Here is a 16,255-nt window from a genome sequence, read left to right as displayed (position 1 = left end):
GGCGGCCGGCCGTCCCACCCCGCGCGGGGTCGGACGGCCGGCCGCGGAGGGGCCGGGGGCGGGAGTCAGCCGCGGCGCCGGTTCACCGTGAACCGGGCGCCGTCCGGGTCGCTCAGCACCGCCTCGTCCTCGTCCTGGGAGAGGACGGCGCCCCCGTGCCGCGCGGCGGCAGCGGCACAGGCGGCGACGTCGGACACGGCGAAGTGGACCCGCCAGTGCGGCCGGATCGCCGGGTCCGGCGCCGACTCCAGCGCCCCCGACTCGATGCGCGCCACCACGTCCCCGCCGCTGCGCAGCACGACCTCGTCGCTCTCGTAGCGCACCTCGCACAGGTCCGGGCCCTGCGTGCCCCAGTCGAAGACCTCGCCGTAGAAGATGGCGGCGTCGAAGGCGTCCCGCGTGTGCAGCCTGATGGAGACCGGCTGGGCGCGGTGCCAGGTCAGCCAGTCGGTGAACAGCTCACCCTCCCAGATCCCGAAGCCCGCGCCGTCCCGGTCGGCCAGCAGTGCCGCCCGGCCCGGCGGCAGCGAGAGCGGACCGACCGCGAGGGTGCCGCCCCGCTCCTGCACCCGGGAGACCGCCTCGTCGGCGCTGCGCACGGCGAAGTACGGGGTCCAGACCACGGCCATCTGCCACATCGTGGCGACCGCCGCGAGGCCGGCCACCGGCGACCCGTCCGCCAGGGCCACCCGGAACGGGTCGCCGAGCCGGGCCGGCCGCCATTGCCAGCCCAGCACGGCGCTGTAGAACTCCTCGGTCGTCTTCACGTCGCGGCTGGTCAGACTCACCCAGCAGGGCGCGCCGTACACGGCGTGCGTCGAGACGACGTCCGTCGCGCCGGTGGGGGAGGGCATGTCGTGGTTCATGGAAGTCGCGTCCTGATCTCTTCGGCCGGGCAGCCACCGCATGGACACCAGTGTCCGGCCCGGACCGCTTCGGGCGCCTGCCGAGTACCCCGGCGGCACCAGCGAAACGAAGATCCGGAATGCCGCCGTCCGCCCCGGTGGCAGAGGGCGGGACGAGTGGCGACCATGGAGAGGGCGGACACTGGGTGAAGGCACTCAAGCACTCTGCGACGCCGACACGACGGCAACACGACGGCGAAACGACGGCAACACGACGACGGCACACCGGATCCGGAGGTGACCGTGACGATGCCCACGGACGAGAGCGCGGACCGCATACTCCGATTGGAGGAAGAGGTCCAGCAGCTCAAGGACGCCGTGGTCTCCCACGCGGTGGTGGACCAGGCGATCGGCATGGTCGTCGCCCTCGGGCGCGTGACACCCGACCAGGGGTGGACGGTGCTGCGGGAGGTCTCCCAGCGCACCAACATCAAACTCCGCAACGTCGCCGACCTGATCCTGGTCTGGGGCCGTACGGGGCTCCTGCCGCCCGAGGTGCGCGCGGAACTGGAGGACGCCCTGGACCGGCTGGGCCCCACCCACGTCCCCGGGGCACCCCTGGAGTCGTGACCCCTGGAGTCCTGATCGCGCGGCCGGACTTCCGTTCAGGACTCCGGCAGCTCTCCCGCTCCGGAGGCCGCCCCGCTCCGGCCGCCGCCCCGCCGGCCGGATCCCGCTCCGGCCGCTCCCGAGCCGGCCGTCAGGAGCCCTCAGGGAGCAGCTCCGCCCGCAGTTGGGCGAAGCAGCCGCTCAGCAGCCGGGACACGTGCATCTGCGAGATGCCGAGCTGCTCGGCGATGTCGCTCTGCGTCATCCCGCGGAAGAAGCGCAGGTACAGGATGAGCCGTTCGCGCTCCGGCAGCGCCTCCAGGCACGGGCGGGCCGCCACCCGGTCCACGACCTGGTCGAACGCCGGGTCGGGGCCGCCCAGCGCGTCCCCCAGCGCGTAGCCGTCGGTGCCCGGCAGCTCCGCCTCCAGCGACAGCGCGGTGAAGCACTCCAGGGCCTCCGCGCCGGTGCGCACCTCGTCCTCCGTCAGCCGCGCGTGCGCGGCGATCTCGGCGACCGTCGGAGCCCGGCCGGGCGTGGTCTGGGCCAGGTCCCGGACGGCCGCGCGCACCCGGTTGCGCAGGTCCTGGACGCGGCGCGGTACGTGCAGGGTCCACATGTGGTCCCGGAAGTGGCGCTTGATCTCACCGGTGATGGTCGGCACCGCGTACGCCTCGAAGGCGTGTCCGCGCGCCGGGTCGTAGTGGTCGACGGCCTTCACCAGACCCAGCGACGCCACCTGGTACAGGTCCTCCAGGGTCTCGCCGCGGCCCCGGAAGCGGACCGCGAGCCGCTCCGCCATGGGCAGCCAGGCCCGTACCAGGGAGTTGCGCAGGTCCCGGCGTTCCGGGCCGTCGGGCAGCCGGACCAGCCGGGCGAAGTCCTCGGCCGTGTCGGGGGCGTCGTCGTGCGGATGCGGCGTGCTCGTGCTGCCGGTGGTCCTGGTGGTGCTGGCGGCGATACGCATGATGCGCACCTCCCTGAGCGGGGTGCCGGGGGACAGACACCGCGGAGGCGCGGACTCGGATCACGGGAACATCCGGGACCCGGCGCGCCGTTCCCTCGGACGTGCCTCCTGTCCGAAGCACTGAGCAATCCTTTCCCGCGGCGCGGCATTCCGAAACGGTGCCGCGGTGATATGCGGAACCCGTCCGGAAAGGCCGCGCGGAATGCGGGCGGGCGCGGAACGGAAAAACACCCGCGGCCGTACACGGTAAGGAACCGGCGGAATGCGAAGGGTGAAATTCCCGGGCCGGACGCCCGGTGACGGGCCGGGGAGGCGCCCGGCGCGCCGTGGGGCGCGCCCGCGCCGACGGCGGCGGGCGTCCGGACGTGATGTGCGGCACGCCGCTCCGGGGCCGGGCGCCGGGACCCGTCCCATCGCTCCAGCGCAGCGCTTGATCATCGATCAGAAGGGGCGAACTGCCTGTCCACCACGCATTCTGCCCATTTGACAGTGCGCTGAGCCCACAGATAGGAAGCTGCCACAGAAGTCGAGAGGGGCACTGTGTACGAGCCGAACGTGGTCGGGGACTGGCAGGAGTACGACGAGCATGCCGGTCTGCGCGTCCGCGTCCACCGTCTGGAAACGGGCGAACCGCCGCGGGGGCGCGACGAGGCGGCCGAAGGGCTGACGTACTTCAGTGTCCGCGTGACCGTCGAGAATCGCGGACGGCGCGCTGTCGGAATTCATCTCGAGGACGGACAGATCGACGTGCGCGTCGGCCCCGACGGGGAAAGTGCCTTCATCGACTGGCGCAACTCCCAGTTCATCGAGGGATTCGACGTCTATCCGCTGCGTCGCGCCACCGCCGTCGTGTACGCGGCCGGGCGGGAGGCGTCGCTGAGCCACGTCGACGTCCAGGTCCAGTTGCGTGTGGACGAGGAGTGGACCGGCCGCCGACTGTGGACCGGCGGCATCGGCGTGCACGAGAGGACCCCGGAGACGCAGCCGGCGGCGGGCCGGGAGAGCCTCGCCCAGCAGGTGAGCGTCTTCCTTCAGGGCCAGGCGGAGGAGGGGACCGCCTGACGGGGGCGTCCGCGCCGCCGCCACCGCCCTCACGGGCCCGGTGACGGCGGCGTGGACGCCCGCGGACTCACGCCCCTCAGCCGTTCGGGTCGAACGGGATCCCCGCCGGCTTCGCCTTGGCCAGGTGGGAGGAGAAGCTGCCGTCCTTGAGCCCGAAGTGGGCGCTGCCGAAGTCGTGGGAGACCAGCTTCTCGCGCAGCCCGGGCGGATAGCCGTCCCAGCCGACCAGCGGCGGGTACTGCCAGGTGCCCTTGTGGTTCTCCGGCGGCTCGTCGCCCGCGGTGGCGAGGCGGAAGCAGTGCGTGCCGATGCCGTCCTTGTGGTAGACGACCTTCGGGTGGGTGCCCTCGAAGCGGACCGCCGAGCGGGCGTGGACCGAGAACGAGCCGTGGTTGGACGTCGCCACGTACTCCGCCCGCCCGTCCCGCACCCACACCACCACGTGCTCCCAGTCGTGCCGGTGTCCGCCGAGGCTGACGCCGGGCAGCGCCTGGTCCTTCTCGAAGTAGAGGGCGTAGACGATCGCGCACCAGCCGTTGTTGCACGTGGAGCGCGCGTAGCCGTTGGTGTTGTCCAGGTCGGAGGCGTCCCGGCAGTTGCCGTTGAGCGCACCGGTCGGTTTCAGGCCCGCGTTGACGGAGCCGTCGGGACCGATGGCGGCGGAGGAGTAGCAGCCGTCCTTGTCGTAGTCGTAGGCGGGCTGGAAGGTTCGCTCCAGTTCGCTCGCGTCGGCCGGCAGCGCCGGGGGCGGTGCGGCGAAGGCGGTGGCGGGGAAGGCCAGCACCAGCGCGGCGGCTCCGGCGAGGCCGGTCAGCCATCTCCTGCGGTGGGTCCGGGACGTGCTCGACGACACTGCGTCCTCCTCCTGGCTCGGGCGCAGCCCAACGGCTGTGGGGGGCAAGGGCGTTCAGCATTGCGGCTGGACGCATCGGTGCCAAGAGCCCTATGGAGCAAGGCCGTTGAGAGGGGTGTGATCCGCTCCGGATCAGCCCGCGTCGTCCGGAATGTCGGCGGCCGACTCCTCGGGGGCGAGGTCCGGGCGCAGGCGCAGCCACGAGGGCTGGCGCAGCCGGCCGTCCCGGGTACGGGTGCTGTAGCGGACCTCGCCGACGATCCGGGGCACCACCCAGTGCGCGCCCGGCACCGCCGGCACCGGGTCGAAGGGGCACACGTCGGTCGCCGCCGCCCGCAACAGGCCCGCCAGCTCGGTCCGTTCGTCCTCGCTCCAGCCGGTGCCCACCCCGCCGACGTACCGCAGCCGGCCCGCGGACCGCTGTCCGACGAGGACCGAACCCGGCAGCCCCGTCAGCCGCCCCTTGCCGGGCAGCCAGCCGCCGACCAGCACGTCCTCACTGCGCATGTTGCGGATCTTGATCCACGCCCGGGACCGCACCCCCGGCTCGTACACCGAGTCCAGCCGCTTGCAGACCAGTCCCTCCAGCCCGTGCTCCCGGGTGGCCCGCAGCGCTTCCGTGCCGTGTCCCACCAGCGCCGACGGGGTCGACCAGGAGGGCCCGTCGAGGCCCAGCCCGTCCAGCGTCTCGCGGCGCCCCGCGTACGGGAGGCGGAGCAGGGACCGGCCGTCCAGGTGCATCACGTCGAACAGGATCAGGTGGACGGGGACGGCCGCCGCCCGCCGTGCCGCCCTGCCGGGGGCGTGCGCCAGGCCCATCCGGGACTGGAGCAACTGGAAGCTGGCGCGCCCCTGTTCGTCCAGGGCCAGGATCTCGCCGTCCAGCACCGCCGGGGTGCGGCCGAGCGCGGTGGCCAGGGGGGCCAGTTCGGGATACGCGCCGGTGATGTCGTGACCCGACCGGGCGCGCAGGACGATGCCGCCGTCCCCGGGGAGATAGACCACCACGCGCTGACCGTCCTGCTTGGTCTCGTAGGCCCACCGGGCGTCCGCGGCGGGGGACGGGAGGGAGCCGGGGGTGGCGAGCATGGGGGCGATCTGCGGCAGGGTCACGGGACAGGTGTGGACGCCTGCCCGGGCCGTCACGCGCGGCATCCGGCGGTTTCCCCCGAACGGGGCCCGGGGGCGGTCCGGGTGTCTCAGCGGCCGGCCACCGTTGCGGTGACGTCGGCGGGCGGATCACCCGGGGGCGGTCCGGGGACCCCGCTCCTGCCGCCGCCCGCCCGCTCGGCGCACCGCCCGCCCTCTCCGGCGCACCGTCCGTCCTCCCCGGCGCACCGGACGCCCACTTACCGTCCGGTAATGTTGCGGCACGTCTCCGGAGGAGGAACCGTGTCCCGGTCGTCCCGCACGTCCCCGCTGCTCGCCGGCCCTCCGGCCGCCGCGGGCCCCGCACCCGCCCGCTGCCCCCGGATCGCGGGCGGTGACCCCGCCGCCGCGCGGCGCCCCTCGCGCCGGATCGTGCCGAGTGCCCCGCGGTGCGCCCCGGCCCCCGCGCGGCTACCCGGACACCTGCCGCCGGCGCGGCCGTGGGCGGACTCGGCGGGCGAGGGCGCGGAGGGCGCCGCGTGAGCGGGGGTGTCGCCGTCGGCGACGTCGTCGAGGACTTCGCGCTGCCGGACGAGACGGGTACCGAGCGCAGGCTGTCGGACCTGCTCGCCGACGGGCCGGTGGTGCTGTTCTTCTATCCCGCCGCGCTCAGCCCCGGCTGCACCGCGCAGGCCTGCCACTTCCGGGACCTGGCCGCCGAGTTCGAGGCCGTCGGCGCCCGGCCGGTCGGTATCAGCGGCGACGCCGTGGAGCGGCAGGCGGAGTTCACCGGGCGGCACACCCTCGGGATGACCCTGCTCTCCGACGCCGACGGCACCGTGCGGGAACGGTTCGGCGTGAAGCGGGGCTTCGCCCTCGCCCCCACCAAGCGCGCCACCTTCGTCCTCGCGCGGGACCGCACCGTGCTCGACGTGGTCCGCAGCGAACTGCGGATGAACGCGCACGCGGACCGGGCGCTCGCCGCGCTCAGGGCCCACGCCGCCGGCTGACGCTCCCGGGCGAGGGCGAGGCAAGGCGAAGGCGAAGGCGACGGCAGCGGCGGCCACGACGGCGACCACGGCGGTCGCGTCGGCCCGTAGGCGTCCCGTAGGCGTCCCGCGTCCGGGCGACGGCTGCCGCCGCGCGTCGGCCCGGGTGGTGCCGTGGCCGGTCGGTACCGGCGACGTCCGGACCGCGCACCGACCGCGGGTGTTCCGCTGCCCGGCTCAGCTCCCCTCGTCGGCGGCGACCTGGGCCAGCGTGCGGCCGGACCGGGCCGACCGGGCCCGGCGGGGATCGGGCGCCCCGCGGCCACCGCCCCCCGAACGGGCCTTGCGCACCAGCAGCCACGCCTGCTCGCCGTCGCCCTCCCCGTCCCCGCGGAAGCGGGTGAGCGCGTAGACGCCGCGCAGTTTCCTGCCGTGCAGCCGGAACGTGGCGTGCCCGCGGCGCAGCGACTCGGCGAAGTCGACGGGGCGGCCCCGGCGGTCGTGGCTGAGCGGCTCGTACGTGCCGAAGTCCCAGACGATGACCGTGCCGCCGCCGTACTCGCCGCGCGGGATCACGCCCTCGAACTCCTCGTACTCCAGCGGGTGGTCCTCCGTGGGGACGGCCAGCCGCTTGTCCCGGGGATCGGCGGACGGGCCCCGGGGCACCGACCACGACATGAGCACGTCGCCGACCTGGAGCCGGACGTCGAAGTGCATCCGGCGCGCGTCGTGGATCTGCACCACGAAGCGGGGCTCCGCGTCCCCGTCCGCGCTCCGGCCCCGGGGCTCGCCGGTGCGTCCGAAGTCCCGCTTGGCGTGGTAGTCCCGCAGCCGGTCCCGCTCGCCCACGGTGGCACTCCTCTCCGTGCGGGCCCTCCCCGCGTGCGGGCCCCGGGTACCCGCCCCGCGGCCTCAGAACTCCTCGTGCACCTCCGGGTCGCCGCCGAGCCGCCGGTGGGCCCGGTCGGAGAGGGTCCGCATCTGGGCGTCGTCGAGGGTGAAGCCGAACACGTCCAGGTTCGCCCGCTGCCGCGCGGGGTCGGAGGACTTCGGGACCGGCAGCGCCCCGAGCTGGACGTGCCACCGCAGGACCGCCTGGGCGGGCGTCACCCCGTGGGCCTCCGCCACGGCGGCCACCGCCAGGTCGTCCAGGAGCTGCGATCCCCGGCCCAGGGGGCTCCAGCTCTCGGTGAGCACGCCCCTCTCGGCGTGGTCGGCCCGCAGCTCCTCCTGCGGGAAGAACGGGTGCAGCTCGATCTGGTTGACCGCGGGCAGCACGCCCGTCTCGCGCTCCAGCCGGCCGATGTGGTCGGCGGTGAAGTTCGAGACGCCGATCGACCGCACCAGACCCCGCTCGCGCAGCTCGATTATCGCCCGCCAGGAGTCGAGGTACCGGTCGACCCGGGGGAGCGGCCAGTGGATCAGGTACAGGTCGACGTGGTCCAGGCCGAGCCGGGCCCGGGACTCCTCGAACGAGGCGAGGGTCTCCTCGTAGCCGTGGTGGCGGCCCGGCAGCTTCGTCGTCACGACGATCTCCTCGCGGGGGACACCCGACCGCGCGACCGCACGGCCCACACCGGCCTCGTTGCGGTAGTTCACCGCCGTGTCGATCAGGCGGTAGCCCGCTTCCAGGGCGGTCGTCACCGCCCGCTCCGCCTCCGCGTCGTCCATCGGCCAGGTGCCCAGGCCCAGGGCGGGGATCGTCGTGCCGTCGTTCAGCGTGTGGCTCGGGATGCTGCTCACGGGGGGACCTTCCGGTGGGGGTGTCGTCCTTCCACCCTCCTGGACGGGACGGGGGGTGATCAACCGGAGGGCGCCGCCGGCCCGGCGCGGGCCCCGGCACCGTCGCCGTACCGCCCCGTTCCTGTCACCATCGGAACCGACCGGCCGGCCGACGGGAGAGGCATGACGGAGCGGAGTGACGTGACGGACGCGAGCGGACCGAAGGGCGGGGGCCACGCGAGCCCCGTGACCGGCGGAGCGGGCGGGACGGGCGCCGGCCCGGCGTCGGACGGTGTGCCGGGCGGAGACGGCCCCCCGGCCGCGGCGAACGGGTCCGGTGCCCCGGCCACGGGGAGCGGCGGGCCCGGCGCACCGGCCGTGTGGGACGGCGGAGGGCCGGCGGTGCCCGGGGTCGAGGTGCGACCGGCCGCCGGGCACATCGGGGCGGAGATCACCGGAGTCGATCTGGCCGGCGACCCCGGCGACGACGTCATCGCGGCGATCCGGGCGGCGGTGCTGCGGTGGAAGGTGGTCTTCTTCCGCGGCCAGCGCCTGGACCACGCCGGACACGTCGCGCTGGCGCGCCGGTTCGGCGAACCCGTCGTCCTGCCCCGGCGCGGCACCGCCTCACCGGCGGACTTCCCCGAGGTCGAGACGACGGCCGACCGGCTGGAACTGGGCGGCCGGTACGGCATGGAGCACGACGAGTGGCTGCGCCGCCGCCGGCACAGCCTGCTGCGCGGCTGGCACTGCGACCACGGCGCCCGCGTGGACCCGCCCGCCGCCACCCTCCTGCGCGCCGAGTCCGTCCCGCCCTACGGCGGCGACACCACCTGGGCCAACCTGGCCGCGGCCTACGCCGGACTGTCGGCGCCCGTACGGGAGTTCGCCGACGGCCTGCGCGCCGAGCACCGCCTCGGGGTCGGTTACCAGGCCCGTCCCGGCGACGACGCGTACCTGCGTCACCTCCTGGACCACCAGACCGCCACCGAGCACCCGTTGGTGCGGGTCCACCCGGAGACGGGGGAGCGGGTGCTGTTCGTCAACGGCTACTACGTCGAGCAGATCACCGGCCTGTCGCGGCCGGAGAGCGCGGCCGTCCTGCGGATGCTGCTGGAGCAGGCGACCCGGCCGGAGTACACGGTGCGCTTCCGGTGGGAGCCGGGGAGCGTGGCGTTCTGGGACAACCGGGCGACCATCCACCTCGCCCCGTCCGACGCCGCCCACCTCGGGCATCCGCGCGTGATGCACCGCGTGATGCTCGCCGGGGACGTCCCGGTCGGGGTGGACGGCCGCCCGTCCGAGCCGCTGACGGGCACCGCCCCCGGCCGCTGGTGAGGGGTCGTCACCTCGACGCCGTGCCGGGCATGGGGGCGCGACTCGTGGGCGGGTCCGGCGGGCGGCTCAGAGGGTGCGCCGCAACAGGTCCAGCAGTGCCGCCCGGTGACGCTCGTCGGCCGCCCGGTCGTAGGCCGCGGTGTCGGCCTGCGTGAAGCCGTGGGCGGCCCCCGTGTAGACCTCGCAGCGGTGGCGCACCCCGGCGTCGGTCAGGGCCTTCTCCAGGCGGTCGATCTGCTCCGGGGGGAGCGACGGGTCCCGGTCCGCGTGGCCGAAGTACAGCTCGGCGGTGACCCGGTCCGCCACGCGGTGCGGGCTGTCCGGCCGGTCGGTGGCCAGCCGGCCCCCGTGGAACCCGGCAGCCGCCGCGACGCGGTCCGGGTGGGCCCCCGCGGTGCGCAGGGCGAGCGCCGCGCCCATGCAGTAGCCGGTCACGGCCACCGGGCCGCCGTCCGCCGCCGGGCAGGCGGCCAGCCACCGCAGGTAGCCGTCGGCGTCGCGCACCGCCCGCTCGGGCGTCAACTGGCGCATCACCGGCATCATCCGACGGAGGATCAGGCCGCGTGACCGGTCGTCGACGAACGCGGGCACCTCGGTCACCGGGGCGGGTCCGCGCCGGAAGAACACGTTGGGCACCAGCACCGTGTAGCCGGCCGCGGCGAGCCGGTCCGCCGCCTCGCGCACCGCCGGGCGCAGGCCGAAGGCGTCCGTGTAGACCAGCACCGCCGGGCGGGGGCTCCCGTCCGCCGGATGCGTCAGGTAGGCGTCGGCGGCACCGTCGGTGGTGGGGACGGCGACGTCGGTGCCCCGCACGGCGCTCACGGTCACTCGAACCTCGAGACGTCGCCGGCGCCCCGGCGGACGATCTCGGCCTCGCCGCCGGAGAAGTCGATCACCGTGGTGGGTTCGGTGCCGCAGTCACCGGAGTCCAGCACCGCGTCCACCACGTGGTCGAGACGGTCCTTGATCTCCCAGCCCTGGGTCATCGGCTCGTCCTCGCCGGGCAGCAGCAGGGTGCTGGACAGCAGGGGCTCACCCAGCTCGGCGAGCAGGGACTGCGTGACGACGTGGTCCGGGATGCGGACTCCGACGGTCTTCTTCTTCGGGTGCTGGAGCATGCGCGGCACCTCCTTCGTCGCGGGCAGGATGAAGGTGTAGCTGCCCGGCGTGGACGCCTTGACCGCGCGGAACACGTCGTTGTCGATGCGGACGAACTGACCGAGCTGCGCGAAGTCGCGGCACACGAGGGTGAAGTGGTGCCGGTCGTCCAGTTTGCGGATGGTGCGGATCCGGTCGATGCCGTCCCTGCTGCCGAGGCGGCAGCCCAGGGCGTAACAGGAGTCCGTCGGGTACGCGACCAGCGCGCCGGAGCGGATGCTCTCGGCCACCTGGGAGATGGTGCGCGGCTGGGGGTTGTCGGGGTGCACGTCGAAGTACTTCGCCATTCATCGAGCTTATGCCTCCCGCACGACAGCGCAGCACCACCGGCCCCCGCCGCCCCGCGGGCAGGCCCGGCCACGGTCTCCCCGGGGTGGTCGGCCGTGGCCGGTTCCGGACCCGGGCGTCGGTCGTCGGCCCGTGGCCCGCTCGGGGGGACGAACAGCGGCCGTCCGTCGCCGTCCGAGCCGCAGCCGCCGTCCGAGCCGCAGCCGCTGTCCGAGCCGTGGCCGCTGTCCGAGCCGTGGCCGCTGTCCGAGCCGCGGCCGTGGCAGCGGTCTTCCCCTACGGCAGGGGTCGTCCCGCACCTCCCGCGGAGCCCGGTCGAGGCGACTCGCCACCCGCTCGGGGTGAGCCCGCGGCGGTATCCCGCCACGGCGGAGGCTGTCCCCCGGCCTTCGGGCAGGGCCGTCCCGCACCACCCGGGGCAGGCGGGCGAGGGGCTTCCGATCCGCTCGGGATGAGCCCGGACCGGGGGTGGGGTACCGTCCCCGAACTGGCCGGAACAGTGAGTGCGACGAGGGGAAGGCCGAGGTGACAGGCGGTAGGGACGGTGTCCGGCGGCCCGGTGGGAAAGGTGGGACGGACGGGGCCCGTGAGGCGCGGACGGCAGGCACGGAGGAGACGGGGGAGTCCGCCGGGGCAGGGGCGACCACCCCGCGCGGTGCGGTGCCGGGACGGTCCGCCCCCGGGGCAGGTGCCGCTCCCGGTTGGGCGCGGGAACTGCTGGAGCACCTCCGCCCGTCCGGACGCGACGTCGGGAGGGTCGTCGACTGGCTGGCCGGAAACGTACGGGGCGCCGCGAGCCTCCAGGACGCCGACGGCGCCCTCCTCGCCGGCGCGCCCCTGCCGCTGGACCGGGACCTCGTCCACGGCCTCACCTCCGGACGGCTCGCCTCCGCGGCCTGGGAGGGGGACGGACACCACCTGCGGCTGGCCAAGGTCGAGCACGCCGACCGGATCCACGTGCTGGCGGCCTCCCGCCGGGCCCCCTTCGAGCGGCACGCCTCCGAGGCCGTCACCCACACCGCACAGGTGATCGAACTCCTGCTCGCCGCGCGGGAGAGCGCGCTGGCCGGGCGGCGGCTGCGCCGCGCCACCGCCGACCTGCGGCTGGCGATCCTGCAGTTGCTCATGGTCGAGGACACCGTCTCCGCCCGCCGGGTCGCCGCCGGTCTCTGGCCCGGCCTGCTCGACGCGGAGACGGCGTGCGTCTACGTGATGGAGTCGGACGCCGCACGGCGCGACCGGCTCGCCGAGGAGTGCCTGGACAGCACCGAGGAGGAGGCCCTGGTCGTGCGGTGCCCGGCCATGGACGGTCATGTGATCGTCGTGAGTCCCCGCGAGGCCACGGCCGCCGCCCTGCGCTCCCTGGTGCGGCGCCACCCCGACACCTACCTCGGCGGCAGCGTCCGGCAGAGCCTCGCCCGCACCGCCACCGCGTACGGGCAGGCGGTCAGCGCCCTCGCCGTCGCCCGCTTCCGGCCCGACAAGGCCGCCGTGTACGCCGAACGCACCCGCCCCGAGCGGCTGATGGACCCGGTGGCCCTGCGCGCCTGGACCGCCGCCGTGCTGCGCCCGCTCGACGCGCTGCCGCACCACACCCGGGCCGAACTGGTCGGCACCACCCGACTCGGCCTGGAGTTCACCGCGGTGAACACCGCCAAGATCCTCGGTGTCAGCCGCAACACCGTGCGCGCCCGCATGGAGCGCGTCGAGTCGATGCTGGGCGCCGACTTCGACGACATCGCGGCCCGGGCCGTCGTGCACCTGGCGCTGCGCACCCAGATCAACCTCCAGGACGGGAGGGCGGGCACCGACCCCGGGGCGCCGCCCACCGGGCTCGCCGACCTGCTGGCCGGCCCCGCCGTCCGGGCCTGGGCCGGGCAGCTGCTCGGCCGCCTCGACGAGGACGCCCGCACCCTGCGCCGCACCCTGCGCGCCTGGATCGCCGCGGGCGGGAACGCCGAGCGGGCGGCCCAGACCCTCGGGGTCCACGCCCAGACCGTGCGGGAGCACGTACGCAGCGCGGAGCCGGTCCTGGAACGCCAGTTGCCGGCCTTCGGCACGGACCTCTACGAGGTGGTCCTCGCCCACCTGGCGGTGGGCGACCTGCCGCGGCCGGTGCTCTGCGGGGAGCCGGAACCCCGGCCGCCGCTCGCGTGACCGCCGCTGCCTCCGGCGGCGGCCGAGCGGGCGCCCGCCTCGGCGCGGGGAGTCCTCCACGGATCCTGGGGCCGTCCGGGCCCGGCGGGCGCACCCGTAGGGGCCGTCCGGGCCTCGGCGGACATATCCGGACGGATCGGACGCGGTTGTGCACGATTGAGTCCTCCGACGGCCGCACCGGGCACGGACGCGGTACCGGGGCGCGAAGCAGGTCACGTACTTTTCTGCGTGGCGCGGGAGTGCGACCGGAACGGGGGACCGGTCGACTCCCGCGCCGTCCGTGGTCCTGGTCCGGTTCGGGGTCCCGGTCGCGGTCCCGTCCCTCGTCCCTGTCCCGTCCGTGGTCGCGGTCGCGGTCGGGCGCGTCGTCGGGCCCTGGTCGTTCGCCCGGCCCCGAGGCCCGCCCTCGTCCGTCCGCCGCCTCGCCCCGATCCGCCGGACTCCCGGCTCCGGTCCCTGGCCCGGCTCCCGCCCCGGGCCCGCTCCCGTCCGTCGCCGTCCGTCCGTCGGCATCCAGCCGTCGCTGTCGGACCGCCCGTTGCGCCTGCCGGTCCGGCCTTCCGCGTCGGCCCCGGCGTCGCGCACCGGCCGGTCCTCACCCTCCACACCGCCCTTCGCCCGGGCGTCCTCCCGGCAGCCGCACCGGGGACCGCCCCGAGCCCCCGCCGTGTGTGCCGAGCGCACCGTGTGTCCCCGTGCGGGGCGGGTACCCGACCGCCGCAGTGTGGGGTCCGGTGCCCCGGTCGCGGGGCGGCCCACCGCGCCGTGACCGGCGGAGGACCCCGACCGAAGCACCGCTATGGAGGAGGTCGGAATGGGCAGCGAGTCGGAGACCGGCACCGTCACCGGTACGAAGGACAAGGACTACAACCTGATCTGGTACGTCGAGGCCTGCCTGAGCAACGCGCTCCGCCTCGACAGCTACATCCAGGACGCCGAGCGGGCCGGGGACAAGGAGGTCGCGGACCTGTTCCGCAAGGCGCAGGCCGACAGCCGCAAGGGCGCCGAACTGGGCAAGGACCTGTTGCGGGGCCGGCTGAGCGGAGGCTGACGCTCCGTCCCACCGGGCCCGGCCGCGCGCGCATCGCGCGTCGGCCGGGCCTTCGTCTTTCCCCCGGTGGAGTCGCACGGATCTGCTACGGTCGCATACGCGTCCAACTCGCTTGGTCACGCAGCGTTCATCTCCGCCCGCTGTGCCGGGCGGAAGCGGTTGCTACCGTGCCACGCGCCGGTAGCACGCCCAACGGGGGCTCGGGGAGCGGGTGTTGACCACACCGGTGCTCCCCGGGGTGTCAACGGCAGGGCCTGGCAAGGGGGCTGGGCCGGCCGCGGCGTCGCGCGTACCCGGAAACGCGGCCCTCACTCCGGTTCCTCGCACCGACGCACCGACGCAGAACAGGTGATTCTCCTCCATGGCCCGATCCCTGGTCGACCTGCTGTTCCACCACGCCGCCGAGCACCCCGACCGCACCGCCTTCCGCTTCCTGGTCTCCGGGGACGGCGACGGCGAGATCCGCACCGTGTCCTACGCCCGGCTCGCCGAGCGGTCCCGCGCCGTCGCCGCCTGGCTGCAGCAGCGCGGCCTGACCGGCGCCCGCGCCCTGCTGCTGTACCCGCCCGGCCTGGAGTTCGTCTCCGCCTACCTCGGCTGCCTCGCCGCCGGCGTGGTCGCCGTCCCCGGGGTGCCGCCGCGCGGCCGCACCCACGACCACCGGGCACTGACCCGCATGAAGCGCCTGATGGCCGACGCCGACGCGACGGTCGTCCTCGGTGACCGCGAGGTGGTGACCGGGCCGTCCGCCCTGGCCGACCACCAGCCGGAGCCGGGCGGTGCCCTCGTCCGCGTCGCCACCGAGGACATCCCCGACGAGCTGTCCGCCGCCTGGCGGGAGCCCGATCTCGGCCCCGACACGGTGGCCTTCCTGCAGTACACCTCCGGCTCCACCTCCGCCCCGCGCGGGGTGATGGTGACCCACGGCAACCTGCTGGACAACCAGCGCGTCATCACCGAACGGCTGGGCCACACCCCCGACGCCCTCGCCGCGCACGACCACGAACTGTTCGTCAGCTGGCTGCCCGTGTACCACGACATGGGGCTCATCGGCCCGGTCCTCAACACCGTCCACACCGGTGCCACCAGCACCCTCTTCTCCCCGCTGGACTTCCTGCGGCAGCCCCGGCACTGGCTCGCCGCCGTCGGCCGGTACCGCCCGCACACCAGCGGCGCCCCCAACTTCGCCTACGAACTGGCCCTGAAGCACGCCACCCCCGCCTTCCTCGACGGACTCGACCTCAGCCGCTGGCGGGTCGCCTTCAACGGCGCCGAACCGGTACGGGCGGCCACCCTGCGCCGCTTCGCCGACACCTTCGCACCGGCCGGGTTCCGCCCCGAGGCCCTCACCCCCTGCTACGGACTCGCCGAGGCCACCCTCATGGTCACCTCCGCCCCGGCCGGGGCCCCGCCCACCCTGCTGCGCGCCGACGACGACGGCCCGCACACCGGCGCGGCCGACGCGGCGGCCGTCGGCACCGGGCGGCCCGGTCCCGGCCTGACCGTGGTCGTCGCCGACCCCGTGACCCACGACGAACTGCCCGACGGCGAGGTCGGCGAGATCCGCGTCGGCGGGCCGAGCGTCGCCCAGGGCTACTGGCGCAACGCCCTCGCCACCCGCGAGACGTTCCGCGCCGGGGTCAACGGCCGGGAAGGACGCTTCCTGCGCACCGGCGACCTCGGCTTCCTGCGCGACGGCGAACTCTTCGTCACCGGCCGCCTCAAGGACCTCATCGTGGTCGACGGCCGCAACCACTACCCGCAGGACCTCGAACTCACCGCCGAGACGGCCCACCCCGCCCTCCGGCCCGGCTGCACCGCGGCCTTCGCCGTCGACACCGGCACCGACGGGGAACGGGCCGCCCTCGTCGCCGAGACGGCACCGGAGGCGGCGGAGGAGGCGGAGAAGATCATCGACGTGGTCCGCGGCGCGCTCGCCGACGCCCACGGCCTCGCCGTCCGCGACGTCGTCCTGGTGCGGCCCGGCACCATCCCCAAGACCTCCAGCGGCAAGATCCGGCGCCACGCCTGCCGGACGGCGCTCCTCGACGGGACCCTCTCCCGCATCGACGTGCGGCCCGCCGGGTGACCCCGGGCCGACGCCGCCCTCCGGCACCCCGTCGGCCC

At 75.1% G+C, this 16,255-nt stretch carries 15 protein-coding genes; 7 read left to right on the top strand and 8 right to left on the bottom strand.

Going from position 1 to position 16,255, the window contains the following annotated elements; translation table 11 throughout:
- Positions 1–65: 65 nt before the first annotated feature.
- Positions 66–866: a VOC family protein gene (locus AB0F01_RS21525; protein WP_362098022.1), complete on the bottom strand. Its 801-nt coding sequence runs from the start codon at positions 864–866 to the stop codon at positions 66–68.
- Between the two features lie 288 nt (positions 867–1,154).
- Between AB0F01_RS21525 and AB0F01_RS21520 the strand changes: the two genes are divergently transcribed.
- On the top strand, positions 1,155–1,475 hold the full coding sequence (locus AB0F01_RS21520; RefSeq protein ID WP_362098209.1) for an ANTAR domain-containing protein: 321 nt from the start codon (positions 1,155–1,157) through the stop codon (positions 1,473–1,475).
- Positions 1,476–1,605: 130 nt separating this feature from the next.
- Here the strand turns inward: AB0F01_RS21520 and AB0F01_RS21515 are convergent, their stop codons facing one another.
- Positions 1,606–2,421, bottom strand: coding sequence for a SigB/SigF/SigG family RNA polymerase sigma factor (locus AB0F01_RS21515; protein WP_362098019.1), 816 nt, complete (start codon positions 2,419–2,421; stop codon positions 1,606–1,608).
- A gap of 540 nt (positions 2,422–2,961) precedes the next feature.
- Between AB0F01_RS21515 and AB0F01_RS21510 the strand changes: the two genes are divergently transcribed.
- Positions 2,962–3,483, top strand: coding sequence for a hypothetical protein (locus AB0F01_RS21510; RefSeq protein WP_362098016.1), 522 nt, complete (start codon positions 2,962–2,964; stop codon positions 3,481–3,483).
- A 76-nt stretch (positions 3,484–3,559) separates the two neighbouring features.
- Here AB0F01_RS21510 and AB0F01_RS21505 read toward each other — a convergent pair whose 3' ends face one another.
- Both AB0F01_RS21505 and ligD read right to left on the bottom strand, forming a co-directional pair.
- Positions 3,560–4,336 (bottom strand): NPP1 family protein, encoded by a 777-nt coding sequence (locus tag AB0F01_RS21505; RefSeq protein ID WP_362098013.1) that lies wholly within the window; start codon positions 4,334–4,336, stop codon positions 3,560–3,562.
- Between the two features lie 132 nt (positions 4,337–4,468).
- On the bottom strand, positions 4,469–5,449 hold the full coding sequence (gene ligD, locus AB0F01_RS21500) for a non-homologous end-joining DNA ligase (protein WP_362098010.1): 981 nt from the start codon (positions 5,447–5,449) through the stop codon (positions 4,469–4,471).
- Between the two features lie 515 nt (positions 5,450–5,964).
- Between ligD and AB0F01_RS21495 the strand changes: the two genes are divergently transcribed.
- Positions 5,965–6,435 (top strand): peroxiredoxin, encoded by a 471-nt coding sequence (locus AB0F01_RS21495; protein ID WP_362098007.1) that lies wholly within the window; start codon positions 5,965–5,967, stop codon positions 6,433–6,435.
- Between the two features lie 216 nt (positions 6,436–6,651).
- Here the strand turns inward: AB0F01_RS21495 and AB0F01_RS21490 are convergent, their stop codons facing one another.
- Entirely contained in the window at positions 6,652–7,263 is a 612-nt protein-coding gene (locus tag AB0F01_RS21490; protein ID WP_362098004.1) for a DNA polymerase ligase N-terminal domain-containing protein, read from the bottom strand.
- Between the two features lie 63 nt (positions 7,264–7,326).
- Complete coding sequence (locus AB0F01_RS21485; RefSeq protein WP_362098002.1) at positions 7,327–8,157, bottom strand: aldo/keto reductase; 831 nt, start codon at positions 8,155–8,157, stop codon at positions 7,327–7,329.
- Between the two features lie 381 nt (positions 8,158–8,538).
- Between AB0F01_RS21485 and AB0F01_RS21480 the strand changes: the two genes are divergently transcribed.
- Entirely contained in the window at positions 8,539–9,474 is a 936-nt protein-coding gene (locus tag AB0F01_RS21480) for a TauD/TfdA family dioxygenase (RefSeq protein WP_362097999.1), read from the top strand.
- Between the two features lie 66 nt (positions 9,475–9,540).
- Here AB0F01_RS21480 and AB0F01_RS21475 read toward each other — a convergent pair whose 3' ends face one another.
- Both AB0F01_RS21475 and AB0F01_RS21470 read right to left on the bottom strand, forming a co-directional pair.
- Positions 9,541–10,296, bottom strand: coding sequence for a dienelactone hydrolase family protein (locus AB0F01_RS21475; RefSeq protein ID WP_362097997.1), 756 nt, complete (start codon positions 10,294–10,296; stop codon positions 9,541–9,543).
- Between the two features lie 2 nt (positions 10,297–10,298).
- Positions 10,299–10,919, bottom strand: coding sequence for an L-threonylcarbamoyladenylate synthase (locus tag AB0F01_RS21470; RefSeq protein ID WP_362097994.1), 621 nt, complete (start codon positions 10,917–10,919; stop codon positions 10,299–10,301).
- Between the two features lie 661 nt (positions 10,920–11,580).
- Here AB0F01_RS21470 and AB0F01_RS21465 point away from each other — a divergent pair.
- The 3 genes from AB0F01_RS21465 (at position 11,581) to AB0F01_RS21455 (ending at position 16,217) form a co-directional block, all read left to right on the top strand.
- Positions 11,581–13,077, top strand: coding sequence for a helix-turn-helix domain-containing protein (locus AB0F01_RS21465; RefSeq protein ID WP_362097991.1), 1,497 nt, complete (start codon positions 11,581–11,583; stop codon positions 13,075–13,077).
- An 814-nt stretch (positions 13,078–13,891) separates the two neighbouring features.
- On the top strand, positions 13,892–14,128 hold the full coding sequence (locus AB0F01_RS21460) for a hypothetical protein (protein WP_362097989.1): 237 nt from the start codon (positions 13,892–13,894) through the stop codon (positions 14,126–14,128).
- Between the two features lie 361 nt (positions 14,129–14,489).
- Complete coding sequence (locus AB0F01_RS21455; protein ID WP_362097986.1) at positions 14,490–16,217, top strand: fatty acyl-AMP ligase; 1,728 nt, start codon at positions 14,490–14,492, stop codon at positions 16,215–16,217.
- The last annotated feature ends 38 nt before the right edge of the window (positions 16,218–16,255 follow it).

The organism is Streptomyces sp. NPDC029526 (genome assembly GCF_040637405.1).
Taxonomy (GTDB): domain Bacteria; phylum Actinomycetota; class Actinomycetes; order Streptomycetales; family Streptomycetaceae; genus Streptomyces.
Note: the sequence above shows the minus strand (reverse complement) of the source record. Positions and strands in the feature narration are given on the sequence as shown.